Annotated in this window: 20 protein-coding genes; 12 read left to right on the forward strand and 8 right to left on the reverse strand. The window is 34.4% G+C overall.

Annotated elements, in window-relative coordinates:
• Positions 1 to 95: 95 nt before the first annotated feature.
• The 4 genes from C4F50_RS12805 to C4F50_RS12820 all read right to left on the reverse strand — a co-directional run bounded on the left by C4F50_RS12805 (position 96) and on the right by C4F50_RS12820 (position 4,444).
• Positions 96 to 635, reverse strand: coding sequence for a DUF4136 domain-containing protein (locus tag C4F50_RS12805; RefSeq protein ID WP_194139047.1), 540 nt, complete (start codon positions 633 to 635; stop codon positions 96 to 98).
• A gap of 27 nt (positions 636 to 662) precedes the next feature.
• Positions 663 to 2,639 carry a urocanate hydratase gene (gene hutU / locus C4F50_RS12810; RefSeq protein ID WP_194139048.1) on the reverse strand — a complete coding sequence of 659 codons (1,977 nt, stop codon included), beginning with the start codon at positions 2,637 to 2,639 and terminating at the stop codon, positions 663 to 665.
• 505 nt (positions 2,640 to 3,144) lie between these two features.
• A complete protein-coding gene (locus C4F50_RS12815; protein ID WP_194139049.1) occupies positions 3,145 to 4,119 on the reverse strand; it encodes a 2-hydroxyacid dehydrogenase in 975 nt (324 codons plus the stop codon).
• A gap of 148 nt (positions 4,120 to 4,267) precedes the next feature.
• Positions 4,268 to 4,444 (reverse strand): C1orf53 family protein, encoded by a 177-nt coding sequence (locus C4F50_RS12820; RefSeq protein WP_194139050.1) that lies wholly within the window; start codon positions 4,442 to 4,444, stop codon positions 4,268 to 4,270.
• Between the two features lie 116 nt (positions 4,445 to 4,560).
• Between C4F50_RS12820 and C4F50_RS12825 the strand changes: the two genes are divergently transcribed.
• From C4F50_RS12825 to C4F50_RS12850, 6 genes are all read left to right on the forward strand, one after another.
• Complete coding sequence (locus C4F50_RS12825; RefSeq protein WP_194139051.1) at positions 4,561 to 4,896, forward strand: hypothetical protein; 336 nt, start codon at positions 4,561 to 4,563, stop codon at positions 4,894 to 4,896.
• On the forward strand, positions 4,893 to 5,798 hold the full coding sequence (locus C4F50_RS12830) for a 1-aminocyclopropane-1-carboxylate deaminase/D-cysteine desulfhydrase (protein ID WP_194139052.1): 906 nt from the start codon (positions 4,893 to 4,895) through the stop codon (positions 5,796 to 5,798). The genes C4F50_RS12825 and C4F50_RS12830 overlap by 4 nt, the downstream gene beginning before the upstream one ends.
• Entirely contained in the window at positions 5,791 to 6,693 is a 903-nt protein-coding gene (locus C4F50_RS12835) for a glucosaminidase domain-containing protein (RefSeq protein ID WP_194139053.1), read from the forward strand. Before C4F50_RS12830 ends, C4F50_RS12835 begins: the two co-directional genes overlap by 8 nt.
• A 46-nt stretch (positions 6,694 to 6,739) precedes the next feature.
• Positions 6,740 to 6,991: a hypothetical protein gene (locus tag C4F50_RS12840; protein ID WP_194139054.1), complete on the forward strand. Its 252-nt coding sequence runs from the start codon at positions 6,740 to 6,742 to the stop codon at positions 6,989 to 6,991.
• A gap of 34 nt (positions 6,992 to 7,025) precedes the next feature.
• Positions 7,026 to 8,312, forward strand: a complete 1,287-nt coding sequence (gene hemL, locus C4F50_RS12845) for a glutamate-1-semialdehyde 2,1-aminomutase (protein WP_194139055.1) — start codon at positions 7,026 to 7,028, stop codon at positions 8,310 to 8,312.
• 179 nt (positions 8,313 to 8,491) lie between these two features.
• Positions 8,492 to 10,966, forward strand: coding sequence for a zinc-dependent metalloprotease (locus C4F50_RS12850; RefSeq protein ID WP_194139056.1), 2,475 nt, complete (start codon positions 8,492 to 8,494; stop codon positions 10,964 to 10,966).
• A 61-nt stretch (positions 10,967 to 11,027) separates the two neighbouring features.
• Here C4F50_RS12850 and C4F50_RS25630 read toward each other — a convergent pair whose 3' ends face one another.
• The 3 genes from C4F50_RS25630 to C4F50_RS12860 form a co-directional block, all read right to left on the reverse strand.
• Complete coding sequence (locus tag C4F50_RS25630; RefSeq protein WP_228012011.1) at positions 11,028 to 11,765, reverse strand: DUF4890 domain-containing protein; 738 nt, start codon at positions 11,763 to 11,765, stop codon at positions 11,028 to 11,030.
• Between the two features lie 156 nt (positions 11,766 to 11,921).
• Positions 11,922 to 12,062, reverse strand: a complete 141-nt coding sequence (locus tag C4F50_RS25635; RefSeq protein ID WP_228012012.1) for a hypothetical protein — start codon at positions 12,060 to 12,062, stop codon at positions 11,922 to 11,924.
• Positions 12,026 to 12,334, reverse strand: coding sequence for a hypothetical protein (locus tag C4F50_RS12860; RefSeq protein ID WP_228012013.1), 309 nt, complete (start codon positions 12,332 to 12,334; stop codon positions 12,026 to 12,028). Before C4F50_RS12860 ends, C4F50_RS25635 begins: the two co-directional genes overlap by 37 nt.
• Before the next feature lie 188 nt (positions 12,335 to 12,522).
• On the opposite strand from C4F50_RS12860, the gene C4F50_RS12865 reads away from it, so the two are divergent.
• On the forward strand, positions 12,523 to 13,548 hold the full coding sequence (locus C4F50_RS12865; RefSeq protein WP_194139057.1) for a 2-hydroxyacid dehydrogenase: 1,026 nt from the start codon (positions 12,523 to 12,525) through the stop codon (positions 13,546 to 13,548).
• A 115-nt stretch (positions 13,549 to 13,663) separates the two neighbouring features.
• Positions 13,664 to 14,263: a hypothetical protein gene (locus C4F50_RS12870; RefSeq protein ID WP_194139058.1), complete on the forward strand. Its 600-nt coding sequence runs from the start codon at positions 13,664 to 13,666 to the stop codon at positions 14,261 to 14,263.
• Between the two features lie 78 nt (positions 14,264 to 14,341).
• Here the strand turns inward: C4F50_RS12870 and lysS are convergent, their stop codons facing one another.
• Positions 14,342 to 16,045: a lysine--tRNA ligase gene (gene lysS / locus C4F50_RS12875; protein ID WP_194139059.1), complete on the reverse strand. Its 1,704-nt coding sequence runs from the start codon at positions 16,043 to 16,045 to the stop codon at positions 14,342 to 14,344.
• 284 nt (positions 16,046 to 16,329) lie between these two features.
• Here lysS and C4F50_RS12880 point away from each other — a divergent pair, with 284 nt between their 5' ends.
• From C4F50_RS12880 to lipB, 4 genes are all read left to right on the forward strand, one after another.
• Positions 16,330 to 17,055, forward strand: coding sequence for a hypothetical protein (locus tag C4F50_RS12880; protein ID WP_194139060.1), 726 nt, complete (start codon positions 16,330 to 16,332; stop codon positions 17,053 to 17,055).
• Between the two features lie 202 nt (positions 17,056 to 17,257).
• Positions 17,258 to 17,920 carry a hypothetical protein gene (locus tag C4F50_RS12885; RefSeq protein ID WP_194139061.1) on the forward strand — a complete coding sequence of 221 codons (663 nt, stop codon included), beginning with the start codon at positions 17,258 to 17,260 and terminating at the stop codon, positions 17,918 to 17,920.
• Between the two features lie 67 nt (positions 17,921 to 17,987).
• Positions 17,988 to 18,746, forward strand: a complete 759-nt coding sequence (locus tag C4F50_RS12890) for a hypothetical protein (RefSeq protein ID WP_194139062.1) — start codon at positions 17,988 to 17,990, stop codon at positions 18,744 to 18,746.
• Between the two features lie 5 nt (positions 18,747 to 18,751).
• Positions 18,752 to 19,450: a lipoyl(octanoyl) transferase LipB gene (lipB, locus tag C4F50_RS12895; protein ID WP_194139063.1), complete on the forward strand. Its 699-nt coding sequence runs from the start codon at positions 18,752 to 18,754 to the stop codon at positions 19,448 to 19,450.
• Positions 19,451 to 19,516 lie beyond the last annotated feature (66 nt).

Here is a 19,516-nt window from a genome sequence, read left to right on the forward strand (position 1 = left end):
CATTACTGCTGAATTGCAATAATGCTGCTAATAGCGATAATAATGTTAGTAGAATTAGTCATTTTTTCTTGATTGAAAAACAAATGTACTTAAAATTATTTTTTTACAGGCGGGTATTGCGCTAAAATTTTGTTTACAAACTCTGCTACTTTTTGATCTTTTTTATCAATATTTCGTGTCAAAGTACCTTGACCTTCACCTTGCCAGATCATTTCTTTCTTTTTAGCATCGATTAAATCAATATACAAAGTTCCTTCTGTAGAAGTAGAAACCGTAGTTTGATTACCTCCATACATCATCCAAGGATTCCATCCCCATCCCCAGCCGTAACCCCAGCCGGCGCTGAATTGGTTTACATTTACCTGCTCTCTCGATTTGGTAAAAATATTGATTAATAAATCTGGGTTTTCACTTTTAGTCAACCCTTTGGCCTGCATTTCATTGTCAATTGCATGCAGGATTCTTCGTTTATCTAAATCGGAAATTTCAACCTTATCAATTCCGGGCTTAAAGAAAGCATACGTTTTATAAGGCGCAAAATCTACATTTTTATCGTAGTCAGAATATACCGTAACACTGCTGCAGGAAGCAAGTACCAAAAGCAAAAAGACAGGAATTAGTTTGAAAGTTCTCATATTATTAAAAATTAAGTGTTCTTGTTGTTAAAGTAAACTCTCGTCAACAAAGTTGGGTAAAGTTACCTTTAGTAAAGGCTCTACGTCCATTGCTCTTTTTATGGCAAAAACAGCACCTTCATTTCGAGCCCAGCTTCTTCTTGAAATTCCGTTGTTAACATCCCAGAAAAGCATTGATGCTAAACGTTTTGAAGCCTCTTTAGAACCATCAAGAACCATACCAAACCCGCCGTTTATGACCTCTCCCCAGCCAACTCCGCCGCCGTTATGGATTGATACCCAGGTTGCTCCTCTAAAACTGTCTCCAATTACGTTATGAATGGCCATATCGGCTGTAAAACGAGATCCGTCATAGATATTTGAAGTTTCTCTGTACGGAGAATCTGTACCCGAAACATCGTGATGATCGCGCCCTAAAACCACAGCTCCGATTTCGCCTTTTGCAATTGCCTGATTAAAAGCTTCAGCAATTTTAACTCTTCCTTCCGCATCAGCATAAAGAATTCGGGCTTGCGAACCTACAACGAGTTTGTTTTCCTGTGCGCCTTTTATCCATTTAATATTGTCCTGCATTTGCTGCTGAATTTCGTCTGGAGCCGTTTTTGCCATTTCTTCTAATACTTGAATGGCAATTGCATCCGTTCTTAATAAATCTTCAGGTTTTCCAGAGGTACAAACCCAGCGGAAAGGACCAAATCCGTAATCGAAACACATTGGTCCCATAATATCCTGAACGTAACTCGGATATTTAAAATCGATATTGTTTGCTGCCATGACAGCTGCGCCTGCGCGTGAAGCTTCTAGTAAAAAGGCATTTCCGTAATCAAAAAAGTAAGTTCCTTTTGCCGTGTGTTTGTTAATTGCATCGGCATGTCTGCGAAGGCTTTCCTGAACTTTTTCTTTGAATAACTCCGGATTTTCAGCCATCATTTTGTTGGCATCTTCAAATGAAATTCCAACCGGATAATAACCGCCTGCCCACGGATTATGTAAGGAAGTCTGGTCTGAGCCTAAATCAATTTTGATATTTTCTTTATCAAAACATTCCCAAACATCAACTACATTTCCTAGATAAGCAATAGAAACGGTTTCTTTATTGGCTTTCGCCGAGTTAACTCTCTTAACCAATTCTTCGGTAGAAGTTACAATTTCATTAATCCAGCCTTGTTCGTGGCGAATTTTGGTAATTTTTGGATTTACTTCGGCGCAGACCGTAATACAGCCGGCAATATTTCCTGCTTTTGGCTGTGCGCCGGACATACCGCCCAAACCAGAAGTTACAAAAAGATTTCCTTCAGGATTAAGTTTTATTTTTCTAAAACCATTCAAAACTGTAATCGTAGTTCCGTGTACAATTCCCTGCGGGCCAATGTACATATAACTTCCCGCAGTCATTTGTCCGTATTGCGAAACTCCCAAAGCATTCATTTTTTCCCAATCGTCAGGTTTAGAATAATTAGGGATCACCATTCCGTTTGTTACCACAACTCTTGGCGCTTCTTTGTGTGATGGAAATAATCCCATCGGATGCCCTGAGTACATTGTTAAAGTCTGCTCATCTGTCATTTCAGACAAATACTGCATTGTCAATAAATATTGTGCCCAGTTCTGAAAAACAGCACCGTTTCCGCCATAAGTGATCAACTCATGCGGATGCTGCGCGACAGCATAATCCAGATTGTTCTGAATCATGTGCATAATCGCTTTTGCCTGCAATGATTTTCCCGGATATTCATCAATTGGTCTTGCGTACATTTTATAATCTGGACGAAGACGGTACATGTAAATACGCCCGTAAGTCTCTAATTCTTCTGAAAATTCAGGAATTAGTTCGGCGTGGTGTTTTGGATCGAAATAACGCAAAGCATTTTTCAGTGCCAGTTTTTTTTCTTCTGCCGAAAGAATTTCTTTTCGTTTCGGAGCATGATTAATAGCGGGATCGTAAACCTGCTTTGGCGGTAATATAGAAGGAATTCCTTGTTGTATTTGTTCTTTGAAAGTCATTTTTTAAGATGCTAAGTTGCTTTTTTTAAAGTTCTAAGTTACTAAGAATCTAAGTTTCTAAGATTTTATTCAATAATCTATTATGAAAGTAAGTAACTTGTTTTATAATTGTGTCGCCCCGCTGGGGCTTAAATGTGCATGATAATTTTATTTCTATAAATATTTCGCTCCTAACGGAACTTATTTAGTATTTAAATTCGCATTACAATTTTATTTCGCTTCAAATGGAAACAGCAATAAGCCTTGGAAAGGCGAAATATTTATAGGAAATTATAGTCATCAAAACAAAAGCTCCATAGGAGCGAAATGTCCATGAAAATTCGAAAAAAATGATTATCTCATTTTAAAATGGACACATTTCATAATTTAAAAAAAACTATGGATAACGAATATCCGACCTATGATAGGATTTGTGGATTTTAATCCTAAATTTTCTTGAGCGGATATCCATGTAAATATTTTAGATTTTAGACTTAGATTTTAAATTGGAATTTGGAATTTGATTCTAAAAATAAACTTCCTCATTAACACAAAAAGGCATTTTTTTATTCTCAAAAAGCGCAATTATATTTTGTGCTGCACAAACTGCCATTCCGTTCCTGGCTTCGTAAGTTGCAGAACCAATATGCGGCAATATACAACAATTTGAAAGTGATAATAGGGGATTGTCTGGCTTCATGGGTTCCGGATTGGTAACGTCAAGTCCGGCACCCCAGATTATATCATTTGTCAAGGCATCAAACAAATCATTTTCATTATGAAATTTTCCTCTTGCGGTATTGATAAAAATGGAATTGCGTTTCATTTTTGCAAAAGCATTTTTATTGAATAGTTCGTTATTTTCTTCGCTGTAATTAGAATGAATACTTAAAACATCACTTTGTGAAAGTAAAGTTTCAAAATCTACATACGCAGCGTCCAGTTCTTTTTCGGCATTTTCATTCTGAGAGCGATTGTGGTAAATAATGTTCATTCCAAAAGCGGCTTTGCATTTTTGGGCCATTTCAAAACCAATTCTTCCCAAACCAAATATTCCGAGTGTTTTCCCGTAAAGTTCCTGTCCTAAATTGGCTAGCGCATTAAAACTTCCCCAATCGCCATTTATAATTCTTTTATGATTGAAAAATGATTTTCGGGCAACACTCTGCATTAGTAAAAAAGCAACATCAGACGTTGCTCTGCTTAAAACATCGGGTGTATTTCCAACAGGAATATTTCGCTTAGTCGCAGATTCCATATTAACAGAATCAAAACCTACAGAAAACAGAGCGATGCCTTTTAAATTTGGACACTGATTAAAAAAATCTTCGTCCAGATTGTTAGAACCTACATTTAGAAGAGCATCATGCTGTTGACAGAATTTTATTAATTCGGCTCTGGATAAAACATTCTCGGTGGGATTTAGGGTAAACTGAATGCCTTTTTCCTGAAGTAATGCAATGCCGGCTTCGGGTATATTTTTATTTATAAAAACGTTCATTTTGTTTATATTTTTAGATGTTAGATTCTTGGACTTCTTAGATTTTTTTGAAGTTAAAAATCATATCTATCTTTAGTGAGGTTAGTTTAATTTAAAATTCACTTTCAATAATTATCTAATTATTAAATTGGTACATTTTCTAATTGGATTATTTCTTAATCCGGCCTGTTTTTTTATCGTATCCGTACGGACAGTGACGACAGCCGCTTTTACAGCAATAACCACGTTTTAAATGGTGTTTTTCGGTAAAGCATTTGTAACCTTCGGGCGTATAGTAAAAATCTTCGCCTTCGATTAATTTATTTTCATTACTTTGCTCTTTCATAAATCTGCTTCGCGTTCATTTTTGTGATAAAGTATAATCAAAAAACAATTATTCTGATTATGATTTTATTGAAATTGAACAATTTTATAGTTACAAATTTATAAATTTTACAGCCAATGTTTCTGATTGTTGCCAAATATTTAATTCCGAAAGGTTATCGAGGAATGGCTGTTTTTCCGTTTGTATTAATGAAATATGATTTTGATAAAACTAATAAAGTCTTTGTAAATCATGAAAAAATACATTTGAGACAGCAGTTTGAGATGTTAATTCTTCCGTTTTTTATTTGGTATGTTTTAGAGTTTTTTATTCGTTTAGTGCAATATAAAAACAAAGATCTGGCTTATCGAAATATTAGTTTTGAAAGAGAAGCTTATGCAAATGAGAACGATTACAATTATTTGAAAAACCGATCGTTATTTCAGTTTTTAAAATATATTAAAGCAAAATGAAAATCTTAAACCAACAGATTCCAATCACTTTTCAGAATGGTATTTCTTTAACTATAAAACGAGAAGATCAAAATCATCCGTTTATTTCTGGAAACAAATTACGAAAATTAAAATACAATTTACTTCAGGCTAAAGCCGAAAATAAAAAAACATTACTGACTTTTGGAGGTGCATTTTCAAACCATATTGCGGCCACTGCTTATGCGGGAAAAGAACAGGGTTTTAAGACTATTGGAGTCATTCGCGGAGACGAACTTTTAGATAAAATTGAAGAAAATCCAACGCTGAAATTTGCTCAGGAAAACGGAATGCAATTTGACTTTGTTTCCAGGGAAGATTATCGTTTAAAAACAGAAATTTCATTTATAGAAAAGCTGAGAGCCAAATTCGGCGATTTTTATCTGGTTCCGGAAGGCGGCACAAATGAATTGGCCGTAAAAGGCTGCAAAGAGATTTTGACCAATGAAGATTCTATTTTTGATTACGTTTGCTGTGCTGTGGGAACCGGCGGCACAATTTCTGGATTAATTAATAGTGCATTGCCAAATCAGAAGATTTTAGGCTTTCCTGCGTTAAAAGGTGACTTTTTACAAGAGGAAATTCGTATTTTTGCAAAAAAAGATAACTGGAATTTAATTTCTGACTATCATTTTGGAGGTTATGGCAAGGTAAATTTAGAATTAATTGAATTTATTAATACTTTTTTTGACCAAACAAATGTTCCATTAGATCCAATTTATACAGGAAAGATGGTTTTTGGCGTTATAGATTTGATACACAAAAATTATTTTCCTGCTAACACAAAAATTTTACTCATTCATACCGGCGGACTGCAGGGAATTGAAGGAATGAATTTGAAATTGAAGCAGAAGAAATTACCAATACTTAAAAGTAATGATTAAAAAAATTGTATTACTTCTCGTAATATTAGCATTAGCAAGCTGTTCTTCCAGTAAGCCTGCAATCGCGACGACTAAAAAAGCGGCTGCTGTACAGAGGCCGAGAGTTGCATCCACCAAAAAATCAACTCCTGTAAAACCAATTGGTAAAAATTACCCTTCTACAAATAATACAACAGAGGTTATTCAGTCTACTTCCAAAACCACTGTAACCATCGATTTGATCAATAATTATGTTTTGCAGTACAAAGATATTGCTGTTGGAAACATGAAAACCTACGGAATTCCGGCAAGTATCATTTTGGCGCAGGGAATTTTAGAATCAGGGGCGGGAAGAGGAGATTTAGCATTAGAAGCAAATAATCATTTCGGAATAAAATGTCATAAAGACTGGCTTGGTGAAAGTGTTCGTCATGATGATGACTCGGCTCAGGAATGTTTTAGAAAATATCCTCACGCATCAGAATCGTATAGAGATCACGCTTTGTTTTTGGTTGGAAAAAAAAGATACGAATCACTTTTTACCTATGAAAAAGATGATTATAAGGCTTGGGCAAAAGGCTTAAGAGCTTGTGGTTACGCAACAGATCCTAATTATCCCGATAAATTAATCAGTTATATTGAGCGTTATAACCTGCATCAATACGATTGTCAGGTTACAGGAAAAACGTATGTTGCGATTAACAAAACGGCACCGGCTAGAAGTTCATCTTCAGCTGTAAATTCTGATCCAAAAATAAATATGAATCCATATGATCCGAATTTATATGAAGTTCAAAAAGGCGATACGCTTTACTCAATTTCAAAGAAATTCAATTTACTAGTTGATGATTTAAAAAGAATAAATAATCTAAGTGATAACGCGATTTCGATCGGACAGAGGCTGAAGGTGAAGTAAGTTTTTTAGTTTTTAGTTTCAGCGGCAGTTTTCAGTTATGTGTAATATGAAAAAGAAAGTTTTAGTACTAATTGCTGCTTTTGCAACAGTTTTAATTATCAGGCTCTTTTTTGGAGTTTACGAGCATGATGAGTTTGCAGAAAGCCATCTTTTTGTAAAACATCGCCCAACCTGGAAATGGAAATTTTATTCTCCTCAGGGAATGTCAGATACAAAAATCGAAGAACTTTCGGAAGAAAAACAAACAGAGCAAAAATATTTTAATGAGTTTATAAGAGATCAGGGCCTAAGTAGGTAATCTAAAATCTAAACTCAAAAATCTAAAATCAAAAATGATATATAAAAGAAGTAGTCAGCTTTTTGCTGAAGCAGAAAAAGTAATTCCGGGAGGTGTAAATTCTCCAGTAAGAGCATTTAAAGCGGTAGGAGGAACTCCGATTTTTGTAAAAAGTGCTAAAGGTGCTTATTTGTACGACGAAGACGGAAACAAATTAATAGATTATATTAACTCTTGGGGGCCAATGGTTTTGGGTCATGCTTACCAGCCTGTTGTAGACGCTGTTATTGAAAAAGCAAAACTAGGAACTTCATTTGGAATGCCTACTGAGTTGGAAACAGAAATTGCAGCTTTGGCCGTTTCTATGGTTCCGAATATTGATAAAATTCGTTTTGTAAATTCGGGTACAGAAGCATGTATGAGTGCGATTCGTCTGGCTCGCGGGTTTACAAAAAGAGATAAAATCATCAAATTTGCAGGTTGTTATCACGGTCATTCTGATTCCTTTTTGATTCAGGCCGGAAGTGGTGCGGTAACTTTTGGAGCTCCAAACAGTCCAGGAGTTACAGAAGGAACTGCAAAAGATACTTTATTAGCGAAATACAATGATTTAGAAAATGTAAAAACTTTAATAGAAGCTAATAAAGGAGAAATTGCGGCCATTATTATTGAGCCTGTTGCTGGAAATATGGGCTGTATTCCGCCTCAAAAAGGATTCTTGCAAGGTTTAAGAGATTTGTGTTCTGCAAACGGAATTCTTTTAATTTTTGATGAGGTAATGACTGGTTTCCGTTTAGCAAAAGGCGGTGTTCAGGAATTATTTAATATTGACGCCGATATTGTTACTTTCGGAAAAGTAATCGGGGGCGGACTTCCGGTTGGAGCTTTTGCAGCACGTGAAGAAATCATGAATCATTTGGCACCTCTTGGGCCCGTTTATCAGGCAGGGACTTTATCAGGAAATCCGTTGGCAATGGCGGCTGGATTGGCAATGTTACAAGCTTTAAATAATGATGCGGCAATCTTTACCCGTTTAGAAGAAAAAACAGCTTATTTAGAAGCAGGAATCGACCGAGTTTTAAAAGCGAATAATGTTGTTTTTACGATTAACAGAGTAGGTTCTATGATTTCTGTACACTTTGATGCAAATCCTGTTGTTGATTTTCAAACAGCAGCAAAAGGAGATAATGAAACGTTTAAGAAATTCTTTCACGGTCTATTAAATGAGGGTGTTTATATTGCGCCATCTGCATACGAAACATGGTTTATTACTGATGCTTTAACGTATGAAGATTTAGATTTTACCATCAATGCAATCGACAAAGTTTCTAAGAATTTCTAAAATTAGAACTATATTTTTTTTCAATTTAAGGCTCTGTTTTTGTTTAAAACAGAGCCTTTTTTATTGCTTTTAGTGAGGAGAGTATCTTAGTTAATGAAAAGTTAATAAGGCTGTTTTTCTGCTTATCTTTAGAATAAAATTTATTTTTGTTTATCATATCACTATTAAAATAACCGTAAATGAAGAAAATTTACATTTTTGCTGCAACGATAGTTTTCACGCTATTGCCCGCAGGCCAATTTGCACAATCAAAAAAAGACAAATCTAAAAAAGGAGAAACTGCTGCAGCACCGCCAGAAAAAAAAGCAGAATCTTCTATAAAAGATTATAATAAAGTAATTACAAAAGATGCTGTTTCGGACCCAGGTCTTTTTACGGTACATAAAGTAGATAAAAAGTATTACTTTGAAATCCCAAACAAATATTTGAACAAAGACATGCTTTTGGTAAGCAGAATTGCTAAACTCCCTGCTAATTTGGGCGGTGGTTATGTAAATGCAGGATCAGAAACCAATGAACAGCTCATTGTATGGCAGCGTTTTCAGGATAAAATTTTAATTAAATCAAAATCATTTAATGCAGTTGCAAATGATACGCTTCCGATTAGTATTTCGGTAAAAAATAATAATTACGAGCCGACATTATTTGCTTTTGATATCGCAGCATTTAGTAAGGATTCTGCCAATACAGTAATCGATGTAACCAAATTTTACAGCACAGATGTTAAAGCAATCAGCGGTATATCCGCAGAAATGCGCGAAACTTATAAAGTAAAAGGGCTTGATGATTCTAGAAGTTTCATTAATAGTGTTAAAAGTTTTCCTATGAATATTGAGGTTATTCAGGATATGACGTATAACGCTTTAAAACCTTCTATGCTGGAAGATACCGAGACGATTAGCATTCAAATGAATCAATCGATGATTTTACTTCCAGAAGTTCCTATGAAACCCCGAATTGCAGATCCTAGAGTGGGCTGGTTTACTGTGAGTCAATATGATTACGGAAGCAATGAATTGAAATCGGATCTTAAAACTTACATTCGCCGCTGGAGATTAGAACCAAAAGATCCAGAAGCTTATAATAGGGGAGAATTGACAGAGCCGATAAAACCTATTGTTTATTATTTGGATCCTGCAACGCCAGCAAAACTTAGAAAATACATCAAACAAGGTGTAGAAGAATGGCAGAAAGTTTTTGAAACAGCAGGTTTTAAAAATGCTATTATCGCAAAAGATGCTCCTACAAAAGAAGAAGACCCCGATTTTAGTCCAGAAGATATTCGTTATTCGGTGATTCGATATGTGGCAAGTACAACAAGAAATGCAGTTGGACCAAGTGTTTCTGACCCTAGAACAGGCGAAATTATAGAAAGTGATGTAATATGGTATCACAATCATTTACGTTCGTATAGAAACCGTTATTTGCTTGAAACTGGAGCGGCAAACCCATCGGCAAGAACTTTGCAGACAAGCGATGAAGAAATGGGCGAAATGATGCGTATGGTAATCGCTCACGAAGTTGGGCATGCATTAGGATTTCCGCATAATATGGGAGCCAGCTGCGCTTTTGATGTTGAAAGTTACAGAAATGGTGCTTTTACACAAGAAAATGGAATCGCAGCCAGTATAATGGATTATGCACGCTATAATTACATAGCACAGCCTGGAGATCAAAACATTCGTTTTATCCGTAAAATGGGGGCTTACGATCATTATGCTTTGAATTGGGGATACAGAGTAATTCCGAATGCTAAAACGCCAGAAGACGAGAGAAAAACGCTGGACAAATGGATCTTGGAAAAAGCGGGAAATCCAGTTTATAAATTTGGAAAACAAAGCAGTGCTTTTGATCCATCTTCGCAGACAGAAGATATTGGAAACAATTCGATGAAAGCCGGTACTTACGGTATGAAAAACTTAGAATTTGTTGCCAGTCATTTAAGTGAATGGACCAGCAGTGTGACCAATAATTATCAGGATTTAGATGAATTGTATAAAGAAATGCTGGATGTTTGGAGCCGTTATGTTGGGCATGTTGTAACCAATGTGGGCGGTGTTTATGAAAATACTAAAAATCCAGACCAGAAAGGAACTGTTTACGAAGTGGTGCCAAAAGCAAAACAATTAGAGGCTATGAACTGGCTTCAAACTAACGCTTTTGCTTCACCAACCTGGATCGTAAATATTAATGTACTTAAAAATACAGATTACGCAGGTTATACAGAGCGTTTTCGAAATATTCAGGTACGTCAATTAAATAATTTAATGAGTCTGGGACGCATTGGGCGATTAATGGACAACGAAATTCTGGGTGCCGAAACTTACAAAGCGCTGGATTTCTTTAAGGATCTTCGAAAAGGAATCTGGAAAGAAGCGAACGCAGCAGGAAATGTTACTGTTTACAGAAGAAACCTGCAGCGTGCTTATATCGATAGAATGGCATTTTTGATGACAGAAGAAATTAAGCCAAACGACCGATCTACAGCTTATTACAATGTATCTCAGTCAGATCTTAGGGCTCTCGTTCGCGGGGAGTTAACTAGTTTAAAAAAGACTTTAACAGCTGCAAAAGCTTTGGGAGGAAATACCGAAACCAAATATCATTATGAGGATTGTATTAAAAGAATTGATTTAATATTGAATCCAAAGTAATACCAAAGTAACAAGAAACAAAAAAGAGGCTTTAAAAGCCTCTTTTTTGTTTAAATGAATGTTATTTTTTATCTTTTTTATGCTCCTTCATTTTGTCTTTGTGCTCTTTTTGAAGTGCGGTCCATTTTTTATATTGATCTGTATTTAAAATAGATTTCATTTTAGCATCAGCTGCTTTGTGATCTTCTTCCATTTGTTTTTTCATGGCTTTTCTTTCAGCTTCAGTTGGTTTTGCATCACCTCTGCTTTTTTTAAGCATTGCCATTTTGGTACTTCTTTCAGATAAAAGCTCGCTCACTTGTTTTTGCTGATCCGCATTTAAATTTAAATCTGTTGTTAATTTTTGCAAATGTGCAGCGTTACGTTCTTCCGGGTTTTTAAAGTCACCTTTATGATTTCTTTTACCATGATGTCCTTTGTGTTCTTTTTTAAGGGCCGTCCATTTTGCATATTGATCAGCATTTAAAATCGCTTTTACTTTTGCATCGTTAGCTTCTTTTTCAGCAGTCATTTGTTTTTTAAAAGCTTCTCTTTCGGTATCAGTAGGTTTTGTTTTACTGTCTTTTCTGGTTTCTTTGAATTTTTGTTCTTTAGCAGTTCTTTCAGCCAAAAGTTGTTTAAATTGTTCTTGTTGTTTTTTATCTAAACTTAATTCAGAAGTTAATTTTTGTAAACGCTTTTCGTTACGTTGTTCTGGAGTTAAATGTTCTTTTTGGGCATGTGATGTTTTTTGGCTCACATCTTGTGCAAAACTTACTATTCCAACGAATAATAAAGCAGCAATAAATAATTTTTTCATTTTTCGTTTTTTTTTAAGGTTATAGCAATTAGACTTCAATGATTATACTAAGTTTAATCGAATTGTCAGATTTGTCTTTTATTTAACACAAATTATTAAAGAAAAGCTAATGATTAGAAATAATAAAAAAGAGGCTTCTAAAGCCTCTTTTTTGTATTAAATTTTTTCTTTGCGATCTTTGATTTTATCCATCATCTTTTCCTTTTTTTCTTCCTGAAGTGTTTTCCACTTAGTGTATTGGTCTGGTTTTAAGATTGATTTCATTTTGGCGTCATTCGCAGCAACTTCGTCTTCCATTTGTTTTTTAAAAGCTGCTTTTTCTTCAGCAGTGGTTTTACATTACTGTCTTTTCTTTCTTTGCGTGCTTCCTTAAATTGTTCCGCTTTAGCACTTCTTTCTGCTAAAAGCTGTTTTACCTGTGTTTGTTGATTTGCATCTAAACTTAATTCAGATGTTAATTTTTGCAATTGTTTTTCATTGCGTTGTTCAGGAGTTAAACGTTCTCTTCTTTCTTGTGCAAAACTTGCTATTCCAACAAATAGCAAAGCAGCAATTAATAATTTTTTCATTTGTAGTTTTTTTAAAGTTATACCAATTAGACTTTTATAAGAGTAATAGGTTTAATTGAAGTTTAAGAATTATAAATTATTTAACAGTTTGAAAACGAATATCTTAAAATGAAATTAGTTCTTTTAAAAGTACGAATTATTTGCTTATTTTTAGAGTATCAACCAATTATAACTAAGAAATAGAAAATATGAACACAGCTGGTAATGTCGAAAATCATAAAATTGCTTTTTTCTCTACACAACCTTATGACAAGGTATTTTTTAATAAATACAATACTGATTTTAAATTTAATCTTGATTTTTATGAAACGCAGTTAAATCCGCAGACTGTAGTTTTAATAGAAAATGCCTCTATTGTATGTGTGTTTGTAAATGATATTGTAAACGAACAGGTTATAAAACAATTGGCAGACAAGAATATAAAAATTATCGCCTTACGTTGTGCAGGATTTAATAATGTAGATCTAGAAGCTGCCAAAAAATATGGTATTAAAGTTTGTCGTGTTCCGGCGTATTCACCTCAGGCAGTTGCAGAACACGCCATGGCCATGATTTTAACTTTAAACAGAAAAACACATAAAGCCTATAACAGAGTTCGTGAGCAAAATTTCTCTCTAAACGGATTATTAGGTTTTGATTTGTTCGGAAAAACAGTCGGAATCATCGGAACGGGAAATATCGGAAAAGCTTTTGCTAAAATTGCATTAGGTTTTGGCTGTAAAGTTCTCGCTTATGATATTGTACAAAATGAGGAGATGAGACACGATGGTGTTTCTTTTGTTGGTTTAGAAGAAATATTCAAATCAAGCGATATTATTTCCCTTCATTGCCCTTTAAATGATCAAACCAAGCATGTGATCAACAAAACGTCAATTTCCTTCATGAAAGACAATGTTATGATTATCAACACCAGTCGCGGCGGATTAATTGAAACTTCGTCGGTTATTGAAGGTTTGAAAGAAGGAAAAATAGCTTATTTAGGAATTGATGTTTACGAACAAGAAGAAAAATTATTTTTTAGAGATCTTTCAGCAGACATTATTCAGGACGATAATATTCAGCGTTTAATGAGTTTTCCCAATGTTTTGGTTACCGCACATCAGGCATTTTTTACCAATGAAGCCCTAACCCAGATTGCATTGGTAACTTTCAATAATATAAAATCATTATTGATCGAAAATGATATAGAAAATAAGGCAGCGCTGCTGGTTTAAATTGAATTAGAGCTGCAAACCGGACACGTTTTAAGTCTGCTGGGTGTATGGTGTCGAATATTTTTTGTAATTTAATAAGATGAAAAGGAATTTAATGAAATTTAAATCACAAATTATGAAACAGATCATCTGGTTTTTTGCATCAATTGTGCTTTTTTCTTCTTGTCAAAGTAAAGAGAAAACCAAAGAAAATATTGTAAAGACGATTGCTTTAGATACGTTGTCTAAAACGGTTGCTGGTACAGCGAATTTAAACGAAGTTCCTGAAAAAGATCATAAAACAGTACAAATGATCAGGGAACAGCTTTTAGTATTACTAAAAAATGATCTGCCTGCAATGAAAAAAGAAGATCGTTTTTTCTTTTACGATGCTTTTGATTTAAATAACGATAAAAAGGACGACTATTTTGTTGGTTTCTCCAATTCTTATTTCTGCGGCAGCGGCGGCTGTTCGGGTTTTATTTTAAATAATGACGGCAGTTTGATCAATAAATTTTCTGTAACCGATTTCCCGATTTTAGTGACAACAACTTCTTCTGAAAAGTTCTACGATCTTTTAATGAAAAGCGGCGGATTGTATCATTTGGTCAAAATGAAAGAAGGAAAATATCCGTCCAATCCTTCAATAGAAGAGAAATGGAAAGGAGAGGCTCCAAAAGAAAGCATTAAAGTTTTGGATATTTATGACAAGAAACTAGAGAAGTATTCTTTTTAAAATAGAAAACCCGACAGGTTTTTAAAAACCTGTCGGGTTTGAAATATTATAAATCTAGATTGGAATTTTTAAGAAAAATTACCCCACCAACTCCACAAATTTAAACTCACCATCAACAGCAACTTTAGTCAAGCCATGTTTAGCTAAGTTTTTCATAGAAGAATCCCATTTTTTACCGCTTAAGTTTGCAGCAACTTTAAGCTGAGCTAATTCCATTTTATTTTCGTTAGCTTTTAATAAAGTAATAATTATTTTCTCTTCATCATTTAATTCCACTTGAGCCAATTTTTTCTCCGGACGCATTTGCGGGAACAATAAAACTTCCTGGATAGAAGCGTTGTTTGTCAAATACATAATCAAACGATCCATTCCAATTCCCATTCCAGAAGTTGGCGGCATACCGTATTCAAGCGCTCTTAAGAAATCTTCGTCGATAACACCATTTGCTTCATCATCACCTTTTTCAGCCAAACGCATCTGGTCTTCAAAACGCTCACGCTGATCAATTGGATCATTTAATTCAGAATACGCGTTTGCAATTTCTTTACCGCAAACCATTAATTCAAAACGTTCTGTAAGATCTGGATTGTCTCTGTGTTCTTTACAAAGAGGTGACATTTCTTTAGGATAATCTGTAATGAAAGTTGGCTGAATATAGTTTCCTTCGCATTTAGCACCGAAAATTTCATCTATTAATTTTCCTTTACCCATTGTTTTGTCAACGTCAATTCCCATTCCTCTTGCAGCCTCAAACAATTCTTCTTCGGTTTTACCAGAAATATCAAAACCAGTAAAATGTTTAATAGAATCGGTCATGGTAACACGTGCATAAGGCGCTTTAAAATTGATTTTATGCTCGCCAAAAGTCACTTCGCTGGTTCCGTTTACGGCAATTGCACAATGCTCAAGCAAGCCTTCTGCAAATTCCATCATCCAGTTGTAGTCTTTGTAGGCTACATATATTTCCATTGCGGTAAATTCTGGATTGTGCGTTCTGTCCATTCCTTCATTTCTGAAGTTTTTCGAGAATTCATAAACACCTTCAAAACCACCAACAATTAATCTTTTCAAATACAATTCATTCGCAATACGCATGTAAAGCGGAATGTCAAGCGAATTATGATGCGTAATAAAAGGTCTTGCAGCAGCTCCACCAGGAATTGATTGTAAAACTGGAGTTTCAACTTCAAGATATCCAGCATCGTTAAAATAACCACGCATTGCAGTATACAACTTCGTACGTTTGATAAAGTTTTCTTTAACCTGCGGATTAACAGTTAAATCTACATAACGCATTCTGTAACGTAACTCAGGATCTGTAAAAGCATCGTGAACGTTTCCGTCTACATCCACTCTTGGTAAAGGCAGCGGACGAAGCGTTTTACTCAAAAAAGTAAATCCGCTGACGCGAACGCATTGCGCACCAACTTGTGTAGTGAACAATTCACCTTCGACACCAATAAAGTCTCCTAAATCAGTTAATTTTTTAAAAACCGTATTGTACAAAGTTTTATCATCACCTTCACACAAAACATCACGATTTACGTACAATTGAATACGTCCTTCGCTATCCTGCAATTCAGCAAAACAAGCTTTACCTTGATCACGAACACTCATTAAACGTCCCGCAACGATAACCTTCTTACCTTCTTCAAAAGTTTCCTTTATCTGCTTAGATGTATGATTTACAGGAAAAAGATTTGCTGGATAAGGATTGATTCCTAAGTTGCGTAAGTTCTGAAGTTTTTCTCTTCTAATGATTTCTTGTTCTGATAATGCCATTTTGTGCTTTATTTTTTTAAGTGCGCAAAGATAAAAAAAAGAATGCAGAATTTAGGATGCAGTTTTTAGATTTTTTGCAGCACCAATTTATTGTATTTCAATGACGTTCAGTCCCGCTATCCGCATGTATCTTTTCCTCCCTAAAGAAGGGAGAAAAAGGATACCGCTTCTATCGGGGCTGGATTAGAGGTTTTTGTTTTCAAAAGAAGTTATAGTAAGGATGTTTAGAAAATAGTAATCTTAGTATCTTAGCTTCTTAGAAACTTAGAATTCTATCCTGATAAATGAAATACGTATCAATTTTTTTACTCCTGATTTTTTTCGCAAGCTGTCAAATTACAGAAACGATTACAATTAATCCGGACGGAAGCGGTGCTATAGAAGTTGAACAGCTTCGTGATGAAAACGGTTATATGCAAATTGCCGGACAAGAATATTCTAAAGAAAATATATTTGAGGATACTACTTATGTCTTTAAAGAATATATAGACAAATACAATGAGAATTTCAGAAAATATCTGCCAGAAGAAAAAAAGTTGTTTCAAAAATATACTAATGTAAAAGTGCATCTCAAAAAGAGTTCTTTCGAAAAAGAATTCAAAACTACATTATCACTGCATTTTGATCAAGTTTCAGAAATTCCAGATTTATACAAAACAGAAAATTATGCTTCAGATATAGAGCATAATTATGCACTAACTGCAGAAAATCATTATTATGTCATCCATTACTATTTTGACGGAAAAATTTTCAAACGCAGTGTTTCAATTACGAATACAGCTGAATTCGAAAATGCAAAAAAGCAGTCAGAAGAATTTGAATCTCAATATGGTTTGTTGAATCTTACGCAGCATTATATATTAAAGTATCATTTTCCTAGAAAAATACAATCATGTTCCAATCCAAAAGCATTCATTAGCTCAGACAAAAAAACGTTGGACTTAGAATTCAAACTTTCTGATTTTTCACGCGATCCACAAATTACTAATATGGAAGTTGTTTTAGAATAAAAATTCTGAATAGTTTTTAAAACAAAGTACCTTCGTCGCTCCATCAACTTAAAATCAAAAAAATATGAAAAAAACATTACTTTGTTTTCTTATAGTACTATGTATGTCAAGCTGTATGCTAAAAGAAAAAATGATTATCAATGAAGATGGATCTGGAACTTTTTCTTACGGATTTGATATGTCACCGATGTTTAAACTCGGAATGAAAAAAACAGATTCTACAAAAATTAATAAAGTAGTAGATACTTCATTTACTTTTAAAGAAGTATTTGCTAAAATACAAGACAGCATCTCTAAGTTGCCAAATGCAGATAAAGAAAAAATGGCGATGCTGGAGAAAGAAAAAGAAAAATTAAAAATTCTGGAAAATTTTAAAGTCAGCATAAAAATTAATGAAGAAAAGCAACAGTTTGAGTATAACATGGCATTTGATTTTCCAAGTACAATGGGCGCACAAAAGCTTGCAACGCCAGCAGAAAGTTTAGAAGCACTTGCCGCTGCAGATAAAAAGCGATTAGGAGCTTTCAGTGCGATGCCAAAACCAGAAGAAAAGTCGAGCGCATCTATCTTCTATGACGGTAAAGTTTTTATCAAGACGGTAATATCTTCTGAAAAAGATAAAAAGGTTAAAAAGAAAAAGGAAAAAAAGGAAAAAAGTGATGATCCATTCTCAAAAAAAATGGACGATATGCTCAAAGAGTGTAAGTATATTGCTGAGTATCATTTTCCGAAGAAGATTAAAACCGTCTCAATCAAAAATGCTGTAATAGCAGCAGATAGAAAAAGTTTTACTGTAGAAGTTCCGTTAGAAAATATGCAGGAAAGTAGTGTGGATTTTGGTTTTAAAGTAGAGTTCGAGCAATAATTGGAGATTTCCTATAAAGCTTATTTTTAAAATTAGTCTTTGTATCTTTGATAAAAAATATACTAAGATGAAATTATATAAACTGCTTTGTTTTTCTTTTTTAATAACAGCCTTAACAAGCTGCACTTTTACTGAGAACATTACTATTAATGAAAATGGAACAGGAAAATTTTCTGTAGACATGGATGGTTCGGCTTTAATGGAAATGGCGGGTGACCAAATAGGAAACCAAATGGGAGCGACTGCCAAAAAAGACATCGATTCTACTTTTACTTTTAAACAAGTATTTGCCGATAAAAAGGATAGTATTGCTAAGTTGTCTCCAGAAGCACAAAAAGAAATTAAAAAGCTGGAAAATTTTGTGGTGACGACTAAAATGAGTTCTGAGAAAAAACAATTTTTTTTAACCATGGCTACCGATTTTAAAAATGTAAATGAACTGCAGGATATTTTGCAAACAGCAAGTGTCTTACAGAAATTAGAGGGTGGTGCAAATGCAAATCCGCTAAGCAGTGGTTTGGGAAATAATAACAGTAAATTGAGTTATAGCTATAATGGAAAGAAATTTACTCGTAAAGCAGTTATTGATCAGCAGAAATTGGCAGAAAAGAAAAAAGACTCGACAGGCGCAGGTGATATGTCCAAAATGATGTTTGCCTCTTCTAGCTATGTGGTCAAATATCATTTCCCGAAAAAAATAAAGAAAGTTTCGAATCCAAATGCATTATTCAGCGACGATCGAAAAACAATGACCATACAATATACTTTTACGGATTATATGGAGAATCCAGACAAACTTAACTTTGAAGTTGAGTTTGAAAAATAATGACGATGAATAAAAAAATTCAGCTTCAAGATTTAGGAAGCAAAGATTATAAAGAGACTTGGGATTACCAAGAAGAGCTTTTTAAAGACATAGTCGATTTAAAAATTAAAAACAGAAGAGAAGAGCTTGAATTAGAAACACCCAATTATCTTTTATTTGTAGAACATCCTCATGTGTATACTTTAGGTAAAAGCGGTGATTTTGAAAATCTGCTCTTAAATGAAAAGCAACTTGAGGCTAAAGGTGCTTCATTTTACAAAATTAATAGAGGAGGAGATATTACCTATCACGGACCGGGACAAATTGTAGGTTATCCTATTCTTGATTTAGAAAATTTCTTTACAGATATACATAAGTATTTACGATTTCTAGAAGAGTCTATTATTCTTACCTTAGAGGAGTACGGATTAAAATGCGGACGAAGCGAAGGTGAAACAGGAGTTTGGCTGGATGTCGGAACTCCATTTGCACGCAAAATTTGTGCATTGGGCGTTCGTGCTTCTCGTTGGGTTACCATGCACGGCTTTGCTTTAAATGTAAATGTAGATCTAGGATATTTTGATAACATTATTCCCTGTGGTATTCGGGGAAAAGGGGTGACTTCTTTAAATGTAGAACTAGGAGTAGATAAAGTTGATGAAAATGAGGTAAAATCAAAAATCTTAAAACACTTATCGCAATTAATGGAAGCAGAAATTCTATAATGTGATTTAAAAAAGACATAGAAAAATAATAAGTGAAAGCTGAAAGAACTGTTGTGGTTTTTTCAG

The organism is Flavobacterium hungaricum, assembly GCF_015182285.1.
GTDB lineage: Bacteria > Bacteroidota > Bacteroidia > Flavobacteriales > Flavobacteriaceae > Flavobacterium > Flavobacterium hungaricum.

Bases quoted from the DNA above. Each gene is read 5' to 3' on its own strand.
- C4F50_RS12805 (WP_194139047.1), bottom strand. From the start codon at position 635: ATGAGAACTTTCAAACTAATTCCTGTCTTTTTGCTTTTGGTACTTGCT.
- hutU (WP_194139048.1), bottom strand. From the start codon at position 2,639: ATGACTTTCAAAGAACAAATACAACAAGGAATTCCTTCTATATTACCG.
- C4F50_RS12815 (WP_194139049.1), bottom strand. From the start codon at position 4,119: ATGAACGTTTTTATAAATAAAAATATACCCGAAGCCGGCATTGCATTA.
- C4F50_RS12820 (WP_194139050.1), bottom strand. From the start codon at position 4,444: ATGAAAGAGCAAAGTAATGAAAATAAATTAATCGAAGGCGAAGATTTT.
- C4F50_RS12825 (WP_194139051.1), top strand. From the start codon at position 4,561: ATGTTTCTGATTGTTGCCAAATATTTAATTCCGAAAGGTTATCGAGGA.
- C4F50_RS12830 (WP_194139052.1), top strand. From the start codon at position 4,893: ATGAAAATCTTAAACCAACAGATTCCAATCACTTTTCAGAATGGTATT.
- C4F50_RS12835 (WP_194139053.1), top strand. From the start codon at position 5,791: ATGATTAAAAAAATTGTATTACTTCTCGTAATATTAGCATTAGCAAGC.
- C4F50_RS12840 (WP_194139054.1), top strand. From the start codon at position 6,740: ATGAAAAAGAAAGTTTTAGTACTAATTGCTGCTTTTGCAACAGTTTTA.
- hemL (WP_194139055.1), top strand. From the start codon at position 7,026: ATGATATATAAAAGAAGTAGTCAGCTTTTTGCTGAAGCAGAAAAAGTA.
- C4F50_RS12850 (WP_194139056.1), top strand. From the start codon at position 8,492: ATGAAGAAAATTTACATTTTTGCTGCAACGATAGTTTTCACGCTATTG.
- C4F50_RS25630 (WP_228012011.1), bottom strand. From the start codon at position 11,765: ATGAAAAAATTATTTATTGCTGCTTTATTATTCGTTGGAATAGTAAGT.
- C4F50_RS25635 (WP_228012012.1), bottom strand. From the start codon at position 12,062: ATGGAAGACGAAGTTGCTGCGAATGACGCCAAAATGAAATCAATCTTA.
- C4F50_RS12860 (WP_228012013.1), bottom strand. From the start codon at position 12,334: ATGAAAAAATTATTAATTGCTGCTTTGCTATTTGTTGGAATAGCAAGT.
- C4F50_RS12865 (WP_194139057.1), top strand. From the start codon at position 12,523: ATGAACACAGCTGGTAATGTCGAAAATCATAAAATTGCTTTTTTCTCT.
- C4F50_RS12870 (WP_194139058.1), top strand. From the start codon at position 13,664: ATGAAACAGATCATCTGGTTTTTTGCATCAATTGTGCTTTTTTCTTCT.
- lysS (WP_194139059.1), bottom strand. From the start codon at position 16,045: ATGGCATTATCAGAACAAGAAATCATTAGAAGAGAAAAACTTCAGAAC.
- C4F50_RS12880 (WP_194139060.1), top strand. From the start codon at position 16,330: ATGAAATACGTATCAATTTTTTTACTCCTGATTTTTTTCGCAAGCTGT.
- C4F50_RS12885 (WP_194139061.1), top strand. From the start codon at position 17,258: ATGAAAAAAACAGATTCTACAAAAATTAATAAAGTAGTAGATACTTCA.
- C4F50_RS12890 (WP_194139062.1), top strand. From the start codon at position 17,988: ATGAAATTATATAAACTGCTTTGTTTTTCTTTTTTAATAACAGCCTTA.
- lipB (WP_194139063.1), top strand. From the start codon at position 18,752: ATGAATAAAAAAATTCAGCTTCAAGATTTAGGAAGCAAAGATTATAAA.